The organism is Ollibium composti, assembly GCF_004801285.1.
GTDB lineage: Bacteria > Pseudomonadota > Alphaproteobacteria > Rhizobiales > Rhizobiaceae > Mesorhizobium > Mesorhizobium composti.
In genome coordinates, this window is the sequence record NZ_SSNY01000008.1 from 213112 (window position 1) to 235983 (window position 22872).

General features: G+C 66.1%; 19 protein-coding genes. 9 read left to right on the forward strand and 10 right to left on the reverse strand.

The features are described from left to right. The first annotated feature begins 126 nt into the window (after positions 1-126). Positions 127-597, forward strand: coding sequence for an Lrp/AsnC family transcriptional regulator (locus tag E6C48_RS14995; protein ID WP_136358582.1), 471 nt, complete (start codon positions 127-129; stop codon positions 595-597). A 68-nt stretch (positions 598-665) separates the two neighbouring features. Here E6C48_RS14995 and E6C48_RS15000 read toward each other — a convergent pair whose 3' ends face one another. The 7 genes from E6C48_RS15000 to E6C48_RS15030 form a co-directional block, all read right to left on the reverse strand. Further along, a complete protein-coding gene (locus E6C48_RS15000; protein WP_168734539.1) occupies positions 666-1289 on the reverse strand; it encodes a cupin domain-containing protein in 624 nt (207 codons plus the stop codon). Positions 1290-1369: 80 nt separating this feature from the next. Then, positions 1370-2128, reverse strand: coding sequence for an SDR family NAD(P)-dependent oxidoreductase (locus E6C48_RS15005; protein WP_230978776.1), 759 nt, complete (start codon positions 2126-2128; stop codon positions 1370-1372). An 18-nt stretch (positions 2129-2146) separates the two neighbouring features. Continuing rightward, on the reverse strand, positions 2147-3328 hold the full coding sequence (locus E6C48_RS15010) for a M20 aminoacylase family protein (RefSeq protein WP_136358586.1): 1182 nt from the start codon (positions 3326-3328) through the stop codon (positions 2147-2149). A gap of 11 nt (positions 3329-3339) precedes the next feature. Next, positions 3340-5232 carry a dipeptide ABC transporter ATP-binding protein gene (locus tag E6C48_RS15015; protein WP_230978777.1) on the reverse strand — a complete coding sequence of 631 codons (1893 nt, stop codon included), beginning with the start codon at positions 5230-5232 and terminating at the stop codon, positions 3340-3342. Continuing rightward, positions 5232-6152, reverse strand: coding sequence for an ABC transporter permease (locus E6C48_RS15020; protein ID WP_136358588.1), 921 nt, complete (start codon positions 6150-6152; stop codon positions 5232-5234). Before E6C48_RS15020 ends, E6C48_RS15015 begins: the two co-directional genes overlap by 1 nt. 12 nt (positions 6153-6164) lie before the next feature. Continuing rightward, on the reverse strand, positions 6165-7154 hold the full coding sequence (locus tag E6C48_RS15025; RefSeq protein WP_136358590.1) for an ABC transporter permease: 990 nt from the start codon (positions 7152-7154) through the stop codon (positions 6165-6167). A 108-nt stretch (positions 7155-7262) separates the two neighbouring features. Continuing rightward, entirely contained in the window at positions 7263-8825 is a 1563-nt protein-coding gene (locus tag E6C48_RS15030; RefSeq protein WP_136358592.1) for an ABC transporter substrate-binding protein, read from the reverse strand. A 422-nt stretch (positions 8826-9247) separates the two neighbouring features. On the opposite strand from E6C48_RS15030, the gene E6C48_RS15035 reads away from it, so the two are divergent. The 8 genes from E6C48_RS15035 (at position 9248) to E6C48_RS15070 (ending at position 19148) form a co-directional block, all read left to right on the forward strand. Then, complete coding sequence (locus tag E6C48_RS15035; RefSeq protein ID WP_230978778.1) at positions 9248-10024, forward strand: DeoR/GlpR family DNA-binding transcription regulator; 777 nt, start codon at positions 9248-9250, stop codon at positions 10022-10024. A 167-nt stretch (positions 10025-10191) separates the two neighbouring features. After that, a complete protein-coding gene (locus tag E6C48_RS15040) occupies positions 10192-10509 on the forward strand; it encodes an ABC transporter permease (RefSeq protein WP_136358595.1) in 318 nt (105 codons plus the stop codon). Positions 10510-10551: 42 nt separating this feature from the next. Further along, complete coding sequence (locus tag E6C48_RS15045; protein WP_136358597.1) at positions 10552-12813, forward strand: LamG domain-containing protein; 2262 nt, start codon at positions 10552-10554, stop codon at positions 12811-12813. A 26-nt stretch (positions 12814-12839) separates the two neighbouring features. Next, positions 12840-14237 carry an NAD(P)/FAD-dependent oxidoreductase gene (locus E6C48_RS15050; RefSeq protein WP_136358599.1) on the forward strand — a complete coding sequence of 466 codons (1398 nt, stop codon included), beginning with the start codon at positions 12840-12842 and terminating at the stop codon, positions 14235-14237. Next, positions 14230-15477: an NAD(P)/FAD-dependent oxidoreductase gene (locus E6C48_RS15055; protein WP_136358601.1), complete on the forward strand. Its 1248-nt coding sequence runs from the start codon at positions 14230-14232 to the stop codon at positions 15475-15477. The genes E6C48_RS15050 and E6C48_RS15055 overlap by 8 nt, the downstream gene beginning before the upstream one ends. A 1-nt stretch (position 15478) precedes the next feature. Then, the gene (locus E6C48_RS15060; protein ID WP_136358603.1) at positions 15479-16894 is read left to right on the forward strand and encodes an FGGY family carbohydrate kinase; all 1416 of its coding nucleotides are present in this window, start codon (positions 15479-15481) and stop codon (positions 16892-16894) included. A gap of 35 nt (positions 16895-16929) precedes the next feature. Beyond that, positions 16930-18270: a dimethylsulfonioproprionate lyase DddP gene (gene dddP, locus E6C48_RS15065; protein ID WP_136358605.1), complete on the forward strand. Its 1341-nt coding sequence runs from the start codon at positions 16930-16932 to the stop codon at positions 18268-18270. A gap of 185 nt (positions 18271-18455) precedes the next feature. Then, positions 18456-19148 (forward strand): TetR/AcrR family transcriptional regulator, encoded by a 693-nt coding sequence (locus E6C48_RS15070; protein ID WP_136358608.1) that lies wholly within the window; start codon positions 18456-18458, stop codon positions 19146-19148. 32 nt (positions 19149-19180) lie between these two features. Here the strand turns inward: E6C48_RS15070 and E6C48_RS15075 are convergent, their stop codons facing one another. The 3 genes from E6C48_RS15075 to E6C48_RS15085 are packed head-to-tail and all read right to left on the reverse strand — an operon-like array spanning position 19181 to position 22867. Further along, positions 19181-19726 (reverse strand): hypothetical protein, encoded by a 546-nt coding sequence (locus E6C48_RS15075; RefSeq protein ID WP_230978779.1) that lies wholly within the window; start codon positions 19724-19726, stop codon positions 19181-19183. Next, positions 19719-22601, reverse strand: coding sequence for a sarcosine oxidase subunit alpha family protein (locus E6C48_RS15080; protein WP_136358610.1), 2883 nt, complete (start codon positions 22599-22601; stop codon positions 19719-19721). Before E6C48_RS15080 ends, E6C48_RS15075 begins: the two co-directional genes overlap by 8 nt. Beyond that, positions 22598-22867 (reverse strand): sarcosine oxidase subunit delta, encoded by a 270-nt coding sequence (locus E6C48_RS15085; protein ID WP_136358612.1) that lies wholly within the window; start codon positions 22865-22867, stop codon positions 22598-22600. Before E6C48_RS15085 ends, E6C48_RS15080 begins: the two co-directional genes overlap by 4 nt. Positions 22868-22872: the final 5 nt, after the last annotated feature.

The window sequence follows — 22872 nt, forward strand, 5'->3', positions numbered from 1 at the left end:
AATCCAGCCACCGGTCCGCCTGCGTTAATCTGAAGAATATTTCATTTTTGACGAGATTCGGCTTGATTTCGGCAGTTACAGCGCACTTATGTCTCGTTATTCACGGCAGATGCGAGCGAAAATTGCATGAGCACGGATCAGGAGCTCGACAGGGCGGACAGGGCGATCCTCACCGCCCTGCAGCAAGACAACAAAATGCCGCAGCGCAAGATCGCGACGCTGGTAAACCTGTCGGCGCCGGCGGTTCAGCGGCGCATCAAGAGGATGGAGGAAGCCGGGATCATCCAGGCGAACATCGCCGTCGTGAACCCCGCCAAGGTCGACCAGTCGATCACCATCTTCGTCGAGGTGGAGATGGAGAGCGAGAGAATAGACCTCTACGAGGGAGCCAAGCGCACCTTTGCGGGCATTCCTGAAATCCAGCAGTGCTATTATGTGACCGGAGAGGCCGACTTCCTGCTGATCGTGAACGTCAAATCGATGGCCGACTATGAAAGCCTCACGCGCCAGCTGTTCTTCGAGAACAACAATGTGAAGCGTTTCAAGACGTTCGTCGTCATGGACCGGGTCAAGGTCGGGTTGTCACTGCCGATCTGAGCAGACGAGGCGGCGCCGGCCCCTATGCGACCGATCCTGCGAGCGGGAGACGGCTGGAAAGCAGGAGGTCAGAACGTGGGCGGCGTGCAGGTCCACAGGATGCTGGCGCGTTCCGTTCCGGCGTTGCGATAGGAATGCGGGGTGTTCGACCGGAAGCAGAAGGAATCGCCCTCCCCCAACGTATAGGTGACGCCGTCGAGGATCAGGTCGATGCGGCCGCGCAGGACATAGCCTGTCTCCTCGCCCTCATGGGTGATCGCCAGGCCGCTGCGGCCACCGACATCGATGTGGTGGATGTTGCTTTGCAGGAGGTGCCCGCCCTTGTACGGGATGATCCGCTCGAAGGTGACGCCGGCGCCGTCGCCCGGCCGGTTGTCGAGCGTGACCACGGGCCGCGCTCCGGCGCGCGAAATCGGCGAATCGTCCGGCTCCATCTCCTCAAACAGCCAGCTTATGTTCGTCTCCAGGACACGCACCAGGCGATGCACCAGCGGCAGCGACGGCAGCGCCTTGCCGTTCTCCACCTTCGACAGCAGGCTTTCGGAGCATTCGCTGCGCTTGGCCAGTTCCTTCAGCGTGAGGCCTTTGGTCTGGCGCGCGAGCCGCAGCTTGACGCCGAGCCGCCGCCGCGATTCGAGGAGATCGTCGGCGGCCGAATCGTGAGCCCGGGTCGGGAATTCTATGTCGTTCATTACCTGCCGTTTCCATGGCCCGGGACCAGGCCGGGCCATGTTCATTCCACCTGCCGCCAAACGTTCAGCGGCCGCAATTTCTAGTGCGCCATGCCGCCGTCCACCATCATCGACTTGGCGGTAACGTAGCGCGATTCCTCCGATGCCAGAAAGGTGTACATGGGTGCAACTTCCGCGGGCACGCCCTGCCGGCCGAGCGGCACGATGCGCTTGACCACCTCGGCATGCGGTCCGACGCCGCCCATATGCTCGATGGCGGGATTGTTGAACGGCGTGTCGATCCAACCCGGAAGCACCGAATTGACGCGGATGTTGAACGGCGCAAGCTCCTGCGCAAGCGCCGTGGTGAAGGCGATGACCGCGCCTTTGGCGGACGCATAGGCGGTCATGCCGGGCGCGCCGCGCAGGCCGGCGAGCGAGGCGGTGGTGATGAAGGAGCCCCCACCGGCGCGCTTCAGCGCGGGTGCGCCGTGCTTGGCGGCGAAGAAGGTGCCGCGCGCGTTGACGGTGAAGATGGCATCCCAGGTTTCGGCTTCGACGGTCTCGATAGTACCGGTGCGCATCAGCCCGGCGAAATAGACCAGCGTGTCGATGCCACCCATTTCCTTCTCGGCGGCCTCCACGGCGTTGCGCACCGAGGCTTCCTCGCGCACGTCGCAGGCGATGTCCGACGCCTTCGCGCCGAGCCCCCGCGCCAGCGCCGCCGCCTCGGCGGCGGCAGGCCCGTTGATGTCGGCCACGACGATGCGGGCGCCGTTGCGGGCGAAATCCTCCACGCAGGCACGGCCGATCCCCGTGGCGGCACCGATCATCAGGGCGCGTTTTCCGGCAAGTCTCATGTCGTTCTCCTTATTGGCTCAGGCGCCGCTGCGCCCGGTGCCGGTCTGCGACCATGACCGCGCCAGCGTCACCCAGTAAAGGGCGCCGAGCGGCAGCAGTTCGTCGTTGAAATCGAAGGACGGATTGTGCAGCGGTGTGTCATTGCCGTTGCCGATCCAGGCATAGCATCCGGTCTTGGCGTTGAGCATGAAGGCGAAATCCTCCGACGCCATGCTGGGTTCGTAGTCGCGCAAGACCTTCTCGTCTCCCCAGATCGAGGCGGCGACCTCGGTCGCGCGCGCGGCGGGATCGACGGCGTTGACGGTGACCGGGTAGCGCGGCTCGAATGCCAGTGAAATCTTCACGTCGTGGGCGACGGATATGCCGTCGGCGATGCGGCGCAGCCTGTGCTGGACCATGGCGCGGGTATCGTCCGACAGCGCCCGCACCGTCCCTTGCAGGACGACCTCGCCCGGCAGCGCGTTGAGCGAATTGCCGCCATGGATCTGCGTCAGCGAGACGACCGCCGGCTGCAAGGCGCTGACGGTGCGGCTGACGATCGATTGCATACTGGAAACCAGCGCCCCGGCGGCAACGATCGCATCCGTGCCGAGATGCGGCAGCGCCGCATGCACGCCGCGCGCCTCGATGGTGATGGTAAACAGGTCCATTGCCGCCATGACGGGGCCGGGACGGGCGGCGAAAGTGCCCAGCGGCAGGCCCGGCCAATTGTGCAGGCCGAAGACGGCATCGACCGGCCAGCGCTCGAACAACCCTTCCTCGACCATCCTGCGGCCGCCGCCCTCGGCTTCCTCGGCCGGCTGGAAGATGAAGCGCACGGTGCCCAGAAAATCCCGCGCACCCGAAAGATACTCGGCCGCCGCGAGCAGCATGGTCATGTGCCCGTCATGGCCGCAGGCGTGGCTGACGCCGTCGCGGCCCGACCGGTAGGGCAGCGCCGACTCCTCGCGGATCGGCAAGGCATCCATGTCGGCCCTGAGGCCGACCGATGCGCCGGGAGCATTGCCTTCCAGCGTCGCCACGATGCCGGTGCCGGCGATGCCGGTATCGACCTTCAGGCCCATGTCATGCAGGTGCCGCGCCAGAAACTCGGCCGTGTCGTGTTCCTGGAAGGCGACCTCCGGCCGTTGATGGAGATGACGCCGCCAGCCCGCATGGGCTTCCTTGCGGCGGCTGAAAAATGCCTGGGCCGTTTCCATTCCGGGTCCTTTCACGGCGCCACCGGCCGGGTCTGCGCAACCGTGGCGACCGGCTGCAGACCGGCGATGTCGACCGCCGGCAGGCCGCTTCCCTCGAGATGGCAGGCGCTGAGGCTGCCGTCGGACAGGAGCGTCAGCCGCGGGTCCTCCCTGGCGCAGCGATCGAAGGCGAACGGGCAGCGGGTGCGGAAGCTGCATCCGGGCGGGATGTCGATCGGGTCCGGCGGCTCGCCTTCCAGAAGGTAGGTTTCGGTCTTGTAGGGCTTTTCCTCGACTGTCGGCACGGCGCTGAGCAACGCGCGCGTATAGGGGTGCGAGGAACTGGCGAAAAGCGTCTCGTTGTCGGAGAGTTCCACCACGCGTCCGAGATACATCACGGCGATGCGGGCGCAGACCCGGCGCACCATCGCCAGGTCGTGCGAGATGTAGACGTAGGTGATGCCACGCCGTGCCTGCAATGTCTCGAACAGGTCGAGCAGCTTGGCCTGCTCGACCTGATCGAGGGCCGAAAGCGTCTCGTCGAGGATCAACAGTTCGGGCTCGAGCACCAGCGCACGGGCGATGTTGACGCGCTGGCGCTGGCCAGCGCTCAGGCCCACCGGAAGCTGGTCGTAGAGAGACGGCGACAGGCCGACCTCGCTCATCACCGCCGACACGCGCTTGCGGATCTCGCGGCGCGGGACCAACCCGTGGATCAGCAACGGCTCGGCGATGGTGCGGCCGATCGAGCTGTGCGCGGCGATCGCGTTGTAGGGGTCCTGCAACAGAAGCTGGAAGCGCCGGCGCAGCGCCAGAAGGTCCTTGCCGCGCAGCGTCGCGATGTCCCTGTCCTCGAACAGGATCTGGCCGCGATTGGGCGCTTCAAGACAGCTCAACAGTCGCGACAGCGTCGATTTTCCGCAGCCGGACTCGCCGATGATGCCGAAGTTCTCGCCGCGCCGCACAGTGAAGGAGACGCCGCGCACCGCCTGCACCTTGCGGTGGGCGAAGATGGCGTTGCGGTCGCGCACCTCGTAGGTCTTCTCGACGTCGCGCACGTCGAGCACGACGTTTTGCGCCGACGGCGCCGGCGGCTCCGCCGCGCCCGTCCAGATCTTCGGCACCTTGGCGATCAGTTCGCGGGTATAGCCGTGCTCCGGCTTTTCGAGCAGCGCGTTGACGGGCTGGCGCTCGACGATATGGCCGCGGTCGAGCACGATCATGTCGTCGGCGATCTCGCTGACGATTCCGAGAGCCGAGGAGATGAACACCACGGCCGTATCGAAATCCTTCTGCAGGTCGCGCAGCAGGCGCAGAATCTGCGCCGCCACCGTCACATCGAGCGGCTGGGTGATGTTGTCGGCGATCAAGAGCTTGGGGTTGGACACGAGCGCGTCGACGATCAGCGCGCGCTGCATCATACCGCCGCTGAACTGGAACGGATATTCGTCGAAGCGCTTCGCGGGCGAAGGGATGCGCACGGCGTCCAGCGTGTCGATGATGCGCTTGCGCGCGTCCTGACGCGACAGCTGCGGCGCCACGGCGCGCAGCTTTTCCAGGATCTGGTGGCCGACCGGAACGGTCGGGTCGAGAGCGCTGGTCGGGTTAGCGCCGATATAGGCGATCTCGCGTCCGCGCAGCGCCGCCATCTCCTCTTCCGGCAGCGCCAGAAGGTCGCGCCCGCCGTAGCGGACGGAACCGGAGGTGATCGCCAGCGGCGGCTTGATCCAGTTGACCAGCGCCCGCGACAGCACCGTCTTGCCCGAGCCGCTTTCGCCGATGATGCCGAGCACGGAGCGCGGCATGACCGTGAGGTCTATGGTGTTCAGGATGGGCCGAACGCCGCTTTCCGAGCGCATCGCGACCGAGAGGTCGCGAACCTCCATCAAGGGGCTGCCCGGCTTCGACATGGATTGCGGGGCCATCATTCCCCTCCCTGCAGGATATGGTTGCGCGCCCGCTCCAGCACGCCGCCCATGAGATTGAGGCTGCCCAGCGCGAGCGCCAGCAGGACGCCCGGCACGATGGTGATCCACCAGGCGTTGAGCAGGTATTGCGTGCCGGCCGAGATGATGGTGCCGAAGGTCGGCGTCGGCGGCTGGATGCCGATGCCGATGAAGCCGAAGATGGCCTCAAAGATCATCATGCGCGCCACGTCCAGCACCGCCACGAAGGCGATCGGCGGCAGGATCGAGGGCGCGATATGGCGCACCATGATGCGCAGGTCGCTGGCGCCGAGGATCTTGGCGGCGCGCACATATTCCTTCTGCCGCTCCGCCAGCGTGACGCCGCGCGAGACGCGCGCGTAGACCGGCCAACTCGCCAGGATGAGCACGGCAATGATGGAGACCGCCGTCGGCCGCGACATGCCGAGGATGGTGATCGCCAGGATGATGACCGGGATCGACATCTGCACGTCCGTCAGCCGCATCAGGATCACGTCCACCCAGCCGCCGCGATAGCCGGCATAGATGCCAATGGCGCAGCCGAGGATGAACATGCCGATCACGCTGACGACGCCGATGGCGAAGGCGTTGCGCAGGCCGACCAGCGAGCGCAGCAGAAGGTCGCGGCCGAGCTGGTCGGTGCCGAGGAAATGCGGCAGCCGGCCGCCTTCCATGAACAGCGGCGGCAGGAACTTGTCGGCGACGCTCATCTTCGTCGCCGAGGCATCGATCAGCAGCGGCCCGAAGAGGGTAAGCGCGACCAAGAGCAGGAACACCGCCGCCGCCAGCTTCATTTCGGTGTAGCTCCAGGCGCGCGCCAGGATGCGCCGGGTCACGCCCCGCTGGTTGTCCGCAGCGGACGGAGGCGCGATCTCGGCTTGCGCGGTCGATGAGGTCATGGCGGCCGCTCCCTAGAACTTCAGACGACGGTCGATCGTCGTGGAGGTGAAATCGACCAGCATGTTGATGGCCACCAGCGCACCCGAAGCCAGGATCGCGACGGCCTGGATGATGGGGAAATCGCGCTGGAAGACGGCATTGATGGTCAGCATGCCGACGCCGGGATAGCTGAAGATGTATTCGACGACGAACAGGCCGCCGAGCAGCATGCCGATCATCTGCGCGCCGAACAGGTTCAGTAGCGGCACGGCCGCATTGCGCAGCACATGCTTGAAGATCATCGTCCAGCGCGACAGGCCGCGCACCATGCCGACGTCGTAGTAAATCTCGCCGAGATTGGCGGCGACCGACACCGAGATGGCGCGGATCATCACCGGCGACAGCTCGATCGCCACCACCATGGCCGGGATGATGGTGTAGGAGAAGCCGCGATAGCCGATCGCCGGCAACAAGTCCGCCTTGGCCGACAGCAGGAAGATCAGCACCACCGCCACCCAGATGTTGGGCAAAGAGACGAACAGGGAACTGACGTAGAGGCCGAGCCGGTCCGGCCATTTGCCGGCCCTCAAGCCGGCCGCCATGCCGATGGGGACAGCGACCAGCAAGGCGAACAGGATGCCCAGCCCGGCCAGTTGGAGGCTGTAAGGCAGGGCGGTGCCGATGAGTTCGGCGACCGACGCCCGGCTTTCGGGATTGTAGCCGGCCGCGTCCTGCGAGCCGCCGGCGCTGCCGCCCTGCAGGCCGCGGATGAAGGACCGGCCGAGATCGCCGGTGGCGACCTGGCCGACGAAGCGGCCGAACTGGACGAGGATCGGATCGCGCAGGCCGAGGTCCTTGGCGGTCTGTTCCAGCACGCTGGCCGGCGTCATCGGACCGAGGATGATCCGGATCGGATCGCCGGGAACGATGCGCAGCAGCGTGAAGATCACGAAGGCGACGAGAAGGACGATCACCAGCCCCTGGCTGATGCGCCGCAGGAAAAATTCGATCGCGAATGCCATCCAATGCCGTCCCGACAGGAAAGGAGGCCGGCGCCCGGGGCGCCAGGCCGATGATGCTGCGCGCCGGCGGCGCCCGCAAGGGCGCCGCCGGCTACAGACATGCGGGCGTCAGCCCAGCGTCGCCTTGCTGAGGTCGATCGGGCCGTTCGGGTAGAAATAGGCCCCTTGCAGCTTGTTCGACATCGCCCGCAGGAACACCGAGGAATAGAGCGACAGGCTGGGCACCTTGGCGGCCAGCAGCGGCAGTGTCTCTTCCTGGAGAACCTTCAGGCGCTCCTCCGTCGACTCGGCGTTGCGCTCCTTGTCGAGCGAAGCGTCGATCTCGGGATCGTTGACGCCGTTGATGAGCGCGAACTTGGAATAGTAGTTCGGCCGCAGCACGAGGTCGGGCTCGGGCGAGCCGGTGATCCAACCGACGTCAATGATGTGGCCGGGACCCTGGCCGTCGGCGCGGCGGTAGATCTGCTCTTCCCAAGCCGCTGGCTCCAGCGTCGTCAGCTTCACGTTAAAGCCCTGCTCCTGCAGCATGGCGGTGACCAGTTCGCCATATTCGCGGGTCTTCGGATAGAAGCCGACCGAGGTGATGTATTCGAGCTCGGGCAGGCCCTGGCCATTGGGGAAGCCGGCTTCGGCCAGCAGCTTCTGGCACATTTCGGGGTCGAATTTCGGATAGTCCGGAACGTCCGTATAGCCGAACTTGACCGGCGAGATGTGGCAGTTGGAGGCCTGCCCCGCTTCGCCGACGATCGCCAGTATCTGGTCTCGGTCGATGGCGTGAACAGCCGCCAACCGAACCCTGACGTCGTCGAACGGCGGCTTGTTGCAGCGGAAATGCAGGTACTTGTTCTCGCTGGAAAGACCCTTGTCGGTGGTGACGTTGGCCTCCTTCTTGAGCGATTCGAACTGCTCCGGCTCCAGCCGCTCGGTCAGGTGGTACTGGCCGTTGAGCAGGCCGAGAACGCGGGTGTTTGCGTCCGGCACGTAGTTCCACAGAAGCGTCTCGATCTGCGGCTTGCCGTCGTAATAATCGGCATTCGCCTTGAAGACGATCTGGTCGCCCTTGGTTTCCTGGTAGCGGAAGGCGCCGGTGCCGTTCGGCCGCTGCTTGAGCACGTTCGGATCGGCGACGTCCTTGGCCGAGAGGATCGGCAGGAACGACGACACGTACCAGAAGTTCAGTGCCGGATAGCCGTACTTCTCCGTCTTGAGGCGAACCGTGTAGTCGTCGACGATTTCGACCTCGACCTGGCCCGGATACCAGGCGGAAGCCGGCCGGCTGGGCTGCGAGGCATATTCGTAGGTCGCCTTGACGTCCTCGGCCTTGAAATCCTTGCCGTCATGGAATTTGACGCCCTGGCGCAGCTTGTACTCCAGCGTGTACTTGTCGATCAGCTTCCACTCGAGCGCCAGATCCGGCAGGATTTCGCCCGGATTCTCCGGCTTCATCAGGCATTTGGTCAGGCGGCCGAACACCAGCGCCTCGGCGGTGATCTGCGGCGCGATGGTGTGCGAGGACGGGTCCCAGCTGCTGGTCACCGTGCCGGCGGCGGCGAAGATCAGCGTGCTGGCGTCCTGCGCCAGGGCCCGTCCGATGCGGCCGGGCCCGATCAGCAGCGAGCCCGCGCCGAGCGCCGTGGCGCCGGCGAGAAACGTGCGTCGTGTCGATATCATGAAGAACTCCCCTCAGCTTGCCCAGTGGCGTTGTTCGCCGCGAGACCTGAGCGGCCCTCGAGCCGCGCAGCCTCCTCCCGCTGCGTGATCCAGACTTCAACAGACCCGTAGTCTCTGTCAAGCCACTTGAATGACACAACTTCCATCTTGAATTCGATGGCGGAACGACAGCGCATTGAGCGTCGACGGAAGCTGTAGCCCGAATAGCGTACTTGAATTGACCGTTCAGTCAATCCGGTTGACTGAATTTAATTCGACCGGCAGAATGCAGTTGCCCGTTCGGGTACGGCACTCCCGGCAGACGGCGGCTGTTGCGATTGCCAGCGGATCGGATCATATGAAAACGCAACCGCTGCACGTCTCACCCATCGCAGAACGGACCTCGCCGTCACCGCGGCCCCAGTCCATCGTATGAAGAATCAATGACCTTCAGTCGATACAGTCCCGACCAGCGACGAACGATGATCATGGATGTGGCGCGCGAAAAGGGCCGCGTCCTGGTCGAAGACCTTGCCAGGGATCTCTCGGCTTCGAGCGAAACCATCCGTCGCGACCTCAACCTGCTGGCTTCCGCAGGCATCGTGCGCAAGTTCCATGGCGGCGCCTGCCTGCCCTCCCTCGTCGACGAAAACCCGTTCTCGGTGCGCATGGCAGAGCAGACCGCCGGAAAACGCGCTATTGCACGGGCCGCTGCGCAATTGTTCAACGACGGCGACACCTTGTTCATCGACACGGGAACCACCACGCTGTTCCTTGCCGAGGAACTGGCGCGCCTGGACAATCTTTCGGTGGTCACCAATTCGACCGCTGTCGCTGCCACGCTCTCGGCGAGGCGCACCAACACAGTGTTTCTGCTCGGCGGGCTCTATCGCCCCGATGCCAGCCAGACCATGGGTGAGGCGACGATCGAGCAGATTTCGGGCTTCCGCGCCGCGCACGTCGTGCTGACCATCGGCGCGATCCACGCCAGGGACGGCGTCATGGACTTCTCGCTCGGCGAGGCCCAGGTGGCGCGCGCGATGATCGAGCAGGCGGACCGCCTCACCGTCATCGCCGACCATTCCAAGGTGGGGCGCGGCGCCTTCGCCCGCGTCTGCCAGATTGACGCCATCGACCGTTTCGTCACGGATGTCCGGCCGCCGGCCGAAACGATGGACGCGCTGCTGGCGGCCGGGGTCGAGGTGATCGTGGCCGACTGAAACTGGCCGGCCCTTGCCGACGATATGAGATTCACACTCCTCATTGACCGTTCGGTCATTGACAACGGCCAATTCCATCGCTCTATTGCCCGAATGGCTGAACCTGCGGTCCCTTCTATCTGGTGCGCAGGGTCCGGAAGCCGAGTCCGAACGCGCAAGAGGGCCAAATGGCAAGGCAGGATCTGGAAAGATTGATCCAGGGCGAGGACCTGGACACGCTCGTCGCCGAGTTCCGGGCAAAGCCGACCGGCCAGCACAGCGCGGCCCTGCAACGGCTCGTCAATCATATCCGCAGCGAATCCATGGACGGCAAACTGGCGCTGCTTTGCACGAAGCCGCACGAGGAGTGGCGGCTGGTGCGCATGAACGGTCGCGCCAAGCCGATGACCTTGCTGGACGGCATCTTCCACGATCTCAACGATGCCGAATGGGCCATCTTCAAGCTGCGCATGAAGCGGCATTTCGACGTCGATCTCGCCGACTGAACCGCAGCCGCAGCCTCCTTACCGATCGCCCTGGAGACCCACATGCTCAAGATAACCGGATATGCGGATCGCGTCAGCGTGATGCCGGGACAGACCATCCGCTTCATGGTCAACTGCGAATATCCGCAGTACGAGGCCGGCGTTGTGCGGGTCGTACAGGGCGACAGCGCGCCCGAGGCGCCGCCGGTGAAGCTGGTCCCGGTGCCTAGCACCGTTGACGGCCGCTATCCGGGCCGCAAGCAGGTCATCCACGCCGGCTCGTTCGCGCGCATCGACTGCGGCGACCGCTTTGCCGCCTCGCCGAGCTTCTCCATGCAGGCCATGGTCATGCCGACGACGCCGAAGAAGGGACGCCAGGCGATCATCTCCAAATGGGACGAGGCGGCCGGCAAGGGCATTGCGCTGGTGGTCGCCGAGGACGGATCGGCAGGGATCGAACTGTCCGACGGAGCGCACAAGGTCACGCTCTCGGTCGGCAAGCCGATGCTGGCGAAACACTGGTATCTGGTGGCTGCGACCTATGACGGTGCCGCCGGCAAGGTCGCCGTCCACCAGCAGCCGCAACACGATTTCCCGACCATAGACGACTCCGGCAGCACGGAAGCGAACGCTCCGGCCGGGTTCGCCTGGGACAATGCGGCGCCGCTGCTGTTCGCCGCGAGCTGGGGCGGCGAGGATGCCGGCCGGCCCGTCGGCCGCGCACTCTACAACGGCAAGATCGACCGGCCGCGCGTTTCCACCGCCGCCCTGACGCTGGCCGAGATCGAGGCGCTGCGCGGCGACCGCTGGCCGGAACGCCTTGCCGGCACGCTCGCCGGCGCATGGGATTTCGCCGACGACATTCCGGGAGTCACCGTGCGCGACATCTCGGGCCGCCGCCTCGACGGCGCGGTCGTCAACATGCCGACGCGCGGCGTCACCGGCCACAACTTCACCGGCGAGGACGGCATGTGCTGGAAGGACCGGCCCGACCAATGGTCGGCCATCCATTTCCACGACGACGACGTCTACGACGCCGGCTGGCAGGCGGATTTTTCGCTGACCGTCCCTGAAACGATGAAGAGCGGCATCTATGCCGTGCGCATCCATGCCGAGGGCGAGGAGCAGTTCGTTACCTTCGTGGTGCGGCCGGCGCGCGGCAAGCCGACCTCCAAGCTCGCCTTCCTGTTCCCGCTTGCCACCTACATGGCCTATGCGAACGAGCATTTCGGCACCAATGACGGGCTGGTGGAGCTGCATCTCAACCGCGCGCTGGTGCTGCATCCCCACCAGCAGTTCCTCAACGAGCACCGCGAATACGGCCACTCGCTCTACGACCTGCATTCGGACGGCAGCGGCGTCTATTATTCCTCGCGACTGCGCCCGGTGCTGAACCTGCGCCCCAAGGTCGAGGCCAACCACGGCGCCGGGCCTTCGCATCTGTGGCTGTTCAACGCCGATACGCACATCACCAGCTGGCTGGAGCACTTCGATCAGGACTACGACGTCATCACCGACGAGGACCTGCACGAAGAAGGTTTCTCGCTGCTCTCCGGCTACCGAACGGTGATGACCGCCACTCATCCCGAATACTATTCGCGCGAGATGTACGACGCGGTCCAGCGTTTCACCCACAGCGGCGGGCGGCTGATCTATCTCGGCGGCAACGGCTTCTACTGGCGCATCGCCTACAACCGTACCCAGCCCGGCATCATCGAGGTGAGACGCTCCGAGGGCGGCAGCCGCGCCTGGGAGCCGCCGACGGGCGAATATTACCACTCCTTTACCGGTGAGTATGGCGGCATGTGGCGCCGCCAGGGCGGCCGCAGCCCCAACCATCTGGTTGGCGTCGGCTTCACCGCGCAGGGCTTCGACGTCTCGTCCTACTATCGCCGCGCATCCGGCGCCGACGATCCGCGCGCGGCGTTCATCCTCGATGGCGTCGACGATGAGATCCTCGGCGATTTCGGCCTGACCGGCGGCGGCGCTTCCGGGATGGAACTGGATCGGCACGACGTTTCGCTCGGCTCGCCGCCGCATTCGCTGGTGGTGGCGCGCTCCGAGCGGCAGACCGAGGCGCACGTCCATGTGGTCGAAGACCTGCTGTTCAATCACATGGGCACGACCGGCGATGTGAACGACAAAGTGCACGCCGATCTCGTCTTCTTCGAGACGCCGAACGGCGGCGCCGTCTTCTCGGTCGGCTCCATCGCCTATTCCGGCGCCCTGCCGTGGAACAACTATGACAACAACATCTCGCGGCTGACGCTCAACGTGCTGCGGCGCTTCATGGACCCCGCGCCGTTCCCACTGCCCCAGGCCTGAACAGAGCGGCGCAAAAGAGCGACATCATGCCAGACGGGGACCTCTTCGACGTGGCGGTGGTCGGCGGCGGCGTCGTCGGCTGCGCCGTCGCCCGGCGCTTCACGCTGGACGGGGCCCGCACCGTCTTGCTGGAGCGCGGCGCCGACATATTGAGCGGCGCCAGCAAGGCCAACAGCGCCTTGCTGCACACCGGCTTCGACGCGCCGCCCGCCAGCCTGGAAGTGGCATGCATGCAGGCGGGCTACAGGGAATATCTGGAGATCCGAGAGCGGCTGAACCTGCCGCTGCTCGAAACCGGGGCGATGGTCGTCGCCTGGAACGAAGCTGATCGGGAACGACTCAACGCCATTGAGGCGCAGGCGAGACAGAACGGCGTCGACGACGTCAGGCGTCTGACGCCGGCCGAGGTTCTGGCGCGCGAGCCGCATCTTGCGCCGGATACCCGCGGCGCGCTTCTGGTGCCGGGCGAGCACGTCATCGATCCCTGGTCGGCGCCCCTCGCCTATCTGACCCAGGCGGTCGAAAACGGCGCCCGGGCGGTCTTCGGCGCCGAGGTGACGGGCGGATCGTTCGACGGCAGCGAGTGGGCGTTGCAAACGTCCAAGGGTCCGGTGCGGACCGGCCTCGTGGTCAACTGCGCCGGCCTGTTCGGCGATATCCTCGAGCAGCGCCTGCTCGGCTCGGCCGGCTTCACCATCAAGCCGCGCAAGGGGCAGTTCGTCGTCTTCGACAAGGCAGCCGCTGCGTTCCTGCGCACGATCATCCTGCCGGTGCCGAACGAACGCACCAAGGGCGTCGTGCTCACGCGCACCATCTTCGGCAACGTTCTGGTCGGGCCGACGGCGGAGGAGCAGGACGACCGCGACCACGCGGGCGTCGACGAAGCGGTTCTGCGCACCCTCATCGCCAAGGCGGTCGCCATGGTGCCGGCGCTCGCCGGCATGCCGGTAACGGCCGTCTATGCCGGCCTGCGCCCCGCAAGCGAGAGGAAGGAATACCGCGTCTCGGCCGATGCCGAGCGGCGCTGGATCAGCGTCGGCGGCATCCGCTCCACCGGCCTGACGGCCGCTCTCGGGCTGGCGGCCCATGTCGCCCGCCTGCATGCGGACATGAAGCAAAAAAAGGATCTCCAGCCCCTGAAGAACCCCGTCTGGCCGCGCATGACCAACCTTGCCGAACACCTGGAACGCGATTGGCAGAAGCCGGATCACGGCGACATCGTCTGCCATTGCGAACTGGTGACGCGGCGCGAGATCGAAGCGGCGCTGAACGGCCCGCTGCCCGCCGGAGACGTCGGCGGATTGAAGCGGCGCACGCGCGCGGGCATGGGCCGCTGCCAGGGCTTTTATTGCCAGGCGCGCGTCGCCGCGCTGAGCGAAGGCCGGCTGGCCGATCCGCTGGCGGTCGATGCTTGCCATGACTGAGACGATTGCGACCGATGTGGCCATCGTCGGCGGCGGACCGGCCGGGATAGCCGCAGCACTTGTCCTGCGCGGCCGTGGCGTCGGGCGGGTGACGATCCTCGAGCGCGAAGCCGATGTCGGCGGCGTGCCCCGCCATTGCGGCCATCCCCCGTTCGGCATGCGCGAATTCGGCCGCGTGCTGACCGGCCCCGCCTATGCCCAAAGGCTTGCGGAGGCCGCCCGTCAGGCAGGTGTCGAGATCCGGACGGGCCTGTCGGTGACGGCGCTGCGACCGGGAGCAAGGCTCGATGCTATGTGTGCGGCAGGCCCGGTCGAAATCGTCGCCGGCCGCGTCATCCTGGCAACCGGCGCGCGCGAAAGCTCGCGCGCGGCGCGGCTTATTTCCGGCGATCGCCCCGTAGGGGTCATCACCACGGGAACGCTGCAACACGAAGTCCATATCGAGAAGATGCTGCCCTTCCGGCGCCCCGTCATCGTCGGCACGGAACTCGTCAGCCTCTCGGCGGTGGCCACCTGCCGCAAGGCCGGCATCCGGCCGGTCGCCGTGATCGAGGCGGCGGATCGGCCGACGGCGCGGCGCCCGCTCGATCTCTTTCCCCGCCTGCTCGGCATTCCGATGCATTATCGGGCGACGATCGCCGAAATCAGGGGGCGCGGCCGCGTCGAGGCGATAGCGATCCGCCTTGCCGACGGTTCCATGCGCGAACTCGCCTGCGACGGCGTGCTGCTGACGGGACGGTTCACGCCGGAGGCCGCGCTTGTACGCCCGAGCCATCTCGTGCTGGACGACGGCAGCGGCGGACCCGCCATCGACCAGTTCGGCCGCTGCAGCGACCCGTCCTACTTCGCCGCCGGCAACCTGCTTCGCCCCATCGAGACGGCCGGCTGGTCGTATCGTGAAGGCGCGCGCATCGGCGCGATGGTTGCCGACGACCTCGCTGGAACCCTTCCTCCCTATGTGACCACCACGACGATCGTGCGCGGCGCCAACGTCAAGCTGGTCGTGCCGCAACGCCTGTCCGCTTCCGGGCACACCGGTTCCCTCGACAGCCTCCAGATCCGCGTCGATGCTGCCACGACCGGCCCGCTGGTCGCGCGTGACGGCTCGCAGGTGCTCTGGTGCAGGCACGGCCGCCTCTTGCCGGAGCGGCGCATCCTGATACCTCTGTCGGCATTGCAGGGACCTCGCGCAGCGGGCGGAACCATAATCATAGAAGCAGCAGGCAGCGGATCTGGATAGGATGCGGATTGCGGCGATCGATCAGGGCACCACGTCCACCCGCCTTTTGCTTGCCGACAGCGCGGGCGATATCCGCATCGCCCATTCCGTCCGGCACGGGCAGCACTATCCCAATCCGGGCTGGGTCGAGCACGACCCGCTGGAACTCTTGCGCAACGTCGCCGCATGCGTGACTGAGGCCGGACAGGTAGATGCCATCGGCCTCGACAATCAGGGAGAAAGCTGCCTCGCATGGGATGCGGTGAGCGGCGAACCGCTCTCGCCCGTCATCGTCTGGCAAGACAGCCGTACCCGCGAGACACTGGAGCGGCTGCGCGCCGACGGCGCTGAAGAACTGACGCTGGCGCGCGCCGGCCTGCCGCTCGACCCTTATTTTTCCGCCTCGAAGCTCGGCTGGATCATGGCCAACGTACCGGCGGCGCGCGCGGCACTGGCCGCCGGCCGCCTGCGCCTCGGCACGACGGACAGCTTCTTCCTCGACAGGCTGGGCGAACGCTTCGTCACCGACGCGACGACCGCCTCGCGCACCTCGCTGATGAACCTCGCCGCCTGCACCTGGGACGAGGAGCTCTGCCGTCTTTTCGGTGTGCCGATCGAAGCCTTGCCGCCCATCGGGCCGACCGCCGGAACGGTCATCGCCACGATCGGCAAAGTTCCGCTCACCGCCTCGGTGGTCGACCAGCAGGCCGCCCTCTACGGACACGGCTGCCGCAAACCGGGTGACGCCAAGATCACCTTCGGGACTGGCGCGTTCGCGCTGGCTCTGACCGGCTCGCGCATCGTGCAAAGCCCCGAAACAGGCCTGTTGCCCACCGTCGCCTGGAAGATCGGCGACGAGACGACCTATGCCGTGGATGGCGGCGTGTACGATGCCGGCGCGGCGGTCGAATGGCTAGGCAGGATCGGCCTGATGAAGGGAGTTGAGGAGTTGCAATCCTTTGCCGAACCGGCGGCAATCGACCGCGATCTGGTTTTCGTTCCGGCGCTCTCCGGCCTCGCCTGCCCGCACTGGGACCGCTCCGCCGCAGGGCTCTGGCTCGGCCTGTCCGCCGACACGACGCGCGAGCTGATGCTGCAATCGGCGCTGGAAGGCATCGCACTGGCGACTGTCGACGTCATCGGCGCGATGGACGGGGAAGTGGTGCTCGGCTCCACGCTGTCGATAGACGGCGGCCTGTCGCGCAGTCCCTATTTCACGCAGTTCCTGGCGGACGCCTTGCAGCGCAGGATCGTCACGCAATCCTTCGACGAACTGACCGGCTTCGGCTGCGCGGCCATGGCCGCGCTTGCGCTGAACGGCGAACTGCCGCCTTTGCAAGGCAAAAGTTCGGTACTTGACGGCCGTCCAGGGAAAGGTTCGAACTGGCGATCGAAGTTCGCAGACGCGGTCTCCCGTTGCCGGGGCTGGCGTCAATAGCGAACGTCCGGACAAGATCGGGGGGCGGGCTGACGATGGACGGGCATTATCGCGATATCCGCAAGATCGACCCGAGCCGCGACGGTCTGCTCGCCGACGGCTCGGCCAACGACATGGACAGGATGGAGATCGGGCCGACCGTCCTGGCCTACGATGAGTGGGCCGAGGCCGGTCTGCAACTGCCGGATCTGGCGCGCATGCGCGAGCATCGCTGGAAACGGCTCGTCCGATTCATCCAGGCAAGGGACTACGGCGGGCTCCTGCTGTTCGATCCGCTCAACATCCGCTACGCGACCGACAGCACCAACATGCAGTTGTGGAACACCCACAACCCGTTTCGCGCCGTCCTCATCTGCGCCGACGGCTACATGGTCATCTGGGACTACAAGAACGCGGTTTTTCTCAGCGAGTTCAACCCGCTGGTCAGGGAACGGCGAAGCGGTGCGAACCTGTTCTACTTCGACCGCGGCGACAGGCTCGACGAGGCGGCCGACACCTTCACAAACGAAGTCCGTGAGTTGATGCGGCTTCATTCCGGCACCAACAGGCGGCTGGCCGTCGACAAGATCATGATCCATGGGCTGAGAAGCCTCGAGGCTCAGGGTTTCGAAGTATTCCCCGGCGAAGAACTCACCGAGAAGGCGCGCGCAGTCAAAGGGCCGGACGAAATCCTGGCGATGCGCTGCGCCGTGCACGCCTGCGAGAAGGCCGTGGGCGAGATGGAGCGTGCGGCGCGAACCGGCATCCCTTCGGGCACGATGTCGGAGGACGATGTCTGGGCGGTCCTGCATGCCGAAAATATCCGCCGGGGCGGTGAATGGATCGAAACCCGCCTGCTGGCGTCGGGTCCGCGCACCAACCCATGGTTCCAGGAATGCGGGCCGCGCATCGTCCAAGAGAACGAGGTCCTCGCCTTCGACACCGATCTGGTCGGATCCTACGGCATGTGTGTCGACATTTCCCGCACCTGGTGGATCGGCCCGGACAAGCCGTCGAGCGAGATGGTCTACGCCATGCGCCATGCGCGCGAACACATCGCGACGAACATGGAACTGCTGGCGCCGGGCGTGCGCTTCAGGGACCTGGTGTTCGGCGGGCATCATCTGGACGCGCCGTTCCAGAAGCAGAAATACGGCGCGAAGATGCACGGCGCCGGCCTGTGCGACGAGTGGCCGCTGATCACCTATCCGGACCGCTTCGACGACGGTGCGTTCGAATACGTCCTCGAACCCGGCATGGTCATGTGCGTCGAGGCCCTGGTCTCGCCGGAAGGCGGCAACTTCTCCATCAAGCTCGAGGATCAGGTTCTCATCACCGAAACCGGCTACGAGAACCTGACGAGTTATCCCTTCGACCCCGTTCTGATGGGCGAGTGAAGCAACCTCGGAATAGCGATCGGCTGCGCTTTCGGAAACAAAATCGTTCCGCTTCGTTGCCGAAATGCCCTGTGCCGTCAGCGGTTGTCGGGATGGCCGGAATTGGCCGCGCATTCTTGCTGCGGCTCGTACACGCCCGCTATTTGCTGTAGCCTGAGCCTCGACTGACGGAGGCAACCAGAACAATGCGCGAGGATTCCCAGGAGAATGGCGCCGATCGCTATTCCAGCCCCGCCGCCGGCTCCGGCTCGACCGGGAATGTCAGGGCGACCAAGGAGGACTGGCTCAAGCTCGCTCTCGAAACACTGATCTGCGACGGCGTTGACGGCGTGCGCATCCTGACCCTCGGGCAGAAGCTCGGCATATCGCGATCGAGCTTCTACTGGTACTTCAAGAGCCGTCAGGATCTGCTCGACCAGCTCCTGCAATACTGGCGCGAGCGCAACACGCGCGGTATTCTCGCCCAGTCGCTCCTACCCGCCACATCGGTCACGCAGGGCGTGCTCAACGTCTTCGAGTGCTGGTACGACGAAGACCTGTTCAATCCCCGACTGGATTTCGCGGTCAGGGCATGGGCCAACGGTTCCAGCGAGGTCCGCAAGGTCGTGGATCTCGCAGATGGCGAGCGGGTCGAGGCGATATACGCGATGTTCCTGAGATGCGGCTGTCCGCAATCCGATGCCCTGATCCGCGCTCGCATCCTCTACTTTACCCAGATCGGCTACTATGCGCTGGAGATCGTCGAGTCGATCGAGAACCGTCTCGCGCACTTGCCTGCCTATCTGCGGATCCATGCCGGCAAGGACCCGTTGGACGGCGAGGTCGAGGCCTTCGTCGCGCGCGCCTTGCGCAGAGTGGACACGCGCCAGGCGCTCTGATCACGACGGTGGCCGAAGCCGTTTCCGCGAAGCTATCTCGCAACGCCATTGGGCAATTGCCCAAACCATTCCCAAAGGTAGGCGGCAAGTCCGCAGTCGACATGGACGCGCAGCCGGTTGCGCGCGCCGTGGCGATAGGCGATCGCATTGACGCCGGCGAACAGCATGGCCGCCGACGGAGACGCCGTTTCCGGATCCAGCGTCGTAGCTCGGGCGATCACACTGCCGACGCCTTCCCCCTCGACCTCGAAGACATGCAGGGCGGCGTCCATGCGCGTCACGGCGAAGCCTTCGCCATGCCAGCCCGGCTCGACGGAGAATGGCTTCGACGAGACGGCAAGCAGCCGGTCGCGCGCGACGCGGACCTGCCATGCCGCCCCTTTGGCCAGCGCCAACGCACCAACGCCCTGCCCCATCAGGCCGGACGCGCGGTTCCATGCATCGAAGTCGCCGCTGACCAGGAGTTGCCGGAGGCCGGCGACACTGCGCACCGTAAAGCCCGCACCTTCGATCCGGGCCGAAGCCCAGTCTGGAGCGGCCGGCCAGCGGTCCGCGAGATTGGGAATAACCTCAGCCATTGAGGCGGTCTCCGGCGGGATCGAGCGCGCAGGGCGCGGTGATCGTCGCGCGGCGCAGCATGCCCAGATGCTGGATGTCGATCACCTCGCCGTGGCGGGACGCGCCCTGCTCGATCAGCCCCAGCGCGATCGGCCGGCCGAGCGTCGGGCTGAAATAGCTCGACGTGACATAGCCGAGGCTGCGCTTGGCACCGCCCGTTCGCTCGATGCCGTGGGCACCGATGCCGAGCGGCGCCTCACCTTCGGCGACGGCGAGCCCGACGAGCTGCTTGCGGTCGGAACGGGTTCCTTCCTCGGTGAACAGAGACCGGCGGCCGACGAATTCGGTGACGCGCTTCTGGCGCGGCCCGGCGACGCCGAGATCGTGCGGCATGGTATTGCCGTCGGTATCCTTGCCGATGATGATGTAACCCTTCTCGGCGCGCAGGATCATCAGCGCCTCCAGCCCGATCGTCACCGCCTCCAGCGCCCGACCTTCCTGCTGCATGCGCGCCCACAGTGCCTCCGCACAGTCGGCGCGGATGGACACCTCATAGCTGCGATCGCCGGTGAAGGAGACGCGCGCGATACGGACTTCCTCGCCGCCGAAGCGGCCATTGGTGATCGCCATATGCGGCAGGCTGGCATCGTCCAGCGACGCACCCAGGTCCAGCGCCTCCAACAGCACCTTCGCGTTCGGTCCGGAGACGGTGAGCGTCGCGTATTGCGCGGTCGCGTTGTGGATGTAGACTGCGTCACGGCCGAAACGATCCTGCCGCCATTCCTCCAGCCGCGCATGCACGGCGGCGACATGTGAGGACGAGCACGAGACGACGAAGCGGTGCTCGTCGAGGCGCACCAAAATGCCGTCGTCGAACACCACGCCGTTCTCCGACAGCATGAAGCCGTAACGGCAGCGACCCTGCTTCAGCGTCGACATGGTGTTGTAGTAGATGAAATCGACGAATTCGGCGGCGCGCGGGCCGATCACCTCTATCTTGCCGAGCGTCGAGCCGTCGAACAGCGCCACCGATTGACGTGCCCGGCGGGCCTCGTCCTGGATGGCGGCGGCGGAACCGCTTCCTGTCCCGCCATAATAGGCCGGCCGCAGCCAGCCGCCAAATTCGCGGAAGGAAGCGCCCTGCATGCGATGGACGGTGTCCAGCGGCAGGCGGCGCACCGGCGCCAGCAGCGACTTGCGCTTTGGCCCGACAAGGCTGGTGAAAGGCACGGGCGTGAACGGGGGGCGGTAGGTGGTCGTGCCGACGTCGGGAATGCTGCGCCCGGTGGCCTCGGCCAGCAGCGCCAGCCCGTTGAGGTTCGAGGTCTTGCCCTGGTCGGTCGCCATGCCGAGCGTCGTGTAGCGCTTCAGATGCTCGACCGAGATAAAATTCTCGCGCGCCGCCAGTTCGACGTCCTTGGCCGTCACGTCGTTCTGGTAATCGATCCAGACGCGTCCCTTGGCTTTCGGCTTCGGCCATGCGGCGCTGACGTTGAGGCTCGCTTCCGGCCCGGTGCTTTTCGGCGTGGCCGTCTTGCCGGCGAATTGACCAAGCGCAGCAATGCCGCTTTCCAGAACCTTCGACAGCGAAACCTCGCCGACGAGCGCGCCGGCCGTTCCAATGCCCTCGACCTCGGCTCCGGGCACGAAGGCCGCGAGATCGTCGCGCCAGGCGAGCTTGCCCTTGGCCTGCGAATAGAGATGCACGCTCGGCGTCCAGCCGCCGGACACCAGCACGCAATCGGCGGTAAGCCGCGTGCCGTCGTTCAGCGTCACGCCCTCGACCGCGTTGCGGCCGTGTGCAGCTACCACGGCGCGGCCGGAAAGCACCCGCGCCTTGCCGGCGTCGGCGGAAGCAGCGGGCCGGACATCGACCAGCGTCACCTCGGCACTAGCCTCGGCCATAACGCTCGCCGCCTCATAGGCACTGTCGTTGTTGGTGGCGACGACGATACGCTCGCCCGCCAGCACCGCATGGCGCTTCAGATATTGCAGCGCGGCGTCGGCGGACAGGATGCCCGGCAGGTCGTTGTTGGCGAAAGGCAGCGGCCGTTCGATGGCGCCGGTCGCCAGCACGATGCGCTTCGGCCGCACCCGCCACAGCGTATCGGGCCAACCGTCACCGTGCCGCTGGTTCAGCGCGACCAGATTGTGGTCGTAGACGCCGAAGGCCGTGGTGCTGGAGAGCAGCGCCAAACCGGCCTTCTCCAGTGCGGCCGCCGTCTCCGCTGCCCATTGCGCGCCCGGCCTGCCGTCGATTTCGCCCGCGCGATGGCGCAGCGAACCACCCGGCCGGCTCTGGTCGTCCACCACAAGCACGCTGTGGCCGGCCGCCGCCGCGCTCGCGGCCGCCGCGAGGCCGGCAGGTCCGGCGCCGACGACGAGGACGTCGCAATGATGGTTGAGCTGGTCCGCCGACCGGCCTTGCACCCAGTCCGGATCGACCGTGCCGAGGCCGGCCATGGCGCGGATGCGCGGCTCGAAAAGATGCCAGTCCGGCCACATGAAGGTCTTGTAGTAGAACGCAGCCGGGATGAAGCGCGAAAACCGGTCGAGGAAGGCGTTGCGGTCCTGTTCGGCGTCGGGCGTGGCATTGACGCTGCGCGCGACAAGCCCGTCCCGCACCGGTTCCGTCGTGGCACGCGCGTTCGGCGTGCGGCGGCCATCGCGCTCGACGTCGAGCAATGCGTTCGGCTCCTCGACGCCGGCGCCCCAGATGCCGCGCGGCCGGTGATACTTGAACGAGCGGCCGACGATGCGCCGGCCGGACGCCAGCAGCGCCGAAGCGACGGTGTCACCGCCGAAACCCTCGACCGTGCGCCCGTCGAAGGTGAATTTCAGCGGGCGCGAGCGGTCGATCTCGCTGCCACCGTGGGGAAGCCGCCGGGCGCTCATGGCTGCTGCTCCGCTTCGCCGAGACTCACCGAGCCGGCGACTTTATGGGTGACGGTGTCGCGTTCCATGGCGAAGAACTCGCCGCAGGTCACGTGCACCCAGATTTCCCTCGTCGCGCCCTTGGGGTTGGCGCGCATGTGGAGATAATCCGCCCAGCGCCCGGCCGGCACCTCGCGTCCGTCGGGCCTGAGGTTGCCGGCTTCGCCGCCATAGTGGAATTCCGCCTCGTCGCGCGGGCCGCAGAAGGGACAGGGAAAGAGCTGCATGGGAA